The organism is Halomonas marinisediminis, assembly GCF_004347715.1.
Lineage (GTDB): Bacteria > Pseudomonadota > Gammaproteobacteria > Pseudomonadales > Halomonadaceae > Halomonas > Halomonas icarae.
Genome location: NZ_SLTR01000310.1, coordinates 1 through 289, shown reverse-complemented (window position 1 = coordinate 289; position 289 = coordinate 1). Strand labels below are relative to the sequence as shown.

The following is a 289-nucleotide window of genomic DNA, read 5'->3' as shown; positions in this document are numbered from 1 at the left end:
CACGTCCATGGACGCCGCCGTGATGGCCGAGATCGCCCCCTGGATGCGCGCCAGGTAACTTTCCCCGGCCGTGGTGATGCGCACGCCGTGCGCACTGCGCTCGAAGAGGCGAATCCCGAGATAGGACTCCAGCCGCGCCACCTGATGGCTCACCGCCGAAGCGGTCAGGTGCAGCTTGGCCGCCGCCAGCGCAAAACTCTTGCGCCGGGCCACCGCTTCGAAGGCCTGAAGGTTGGGTAAAGGCGGGAGAACGGCCATGGACGTGCGCTCTGGCTAAGATGATGATCCG

1 protein-coding gene is annotated in these 289 nt (G+C 66.4%); it reads right to left on the bottom strand.

Annotation, left to right across the window (positions count from 1 at the left end; genetic code table 11):
• Nucleotides 1–258: LysR family transcriptional regulator (locus E0702_RS16810; RefSeq protein WP_132045701.1), on the bottom strand; the 258-nt coding region annotated here is incomplete at its 3' end.
• Between the last annotated feature and the right edge of the window lie 31 nt (nt 259–289).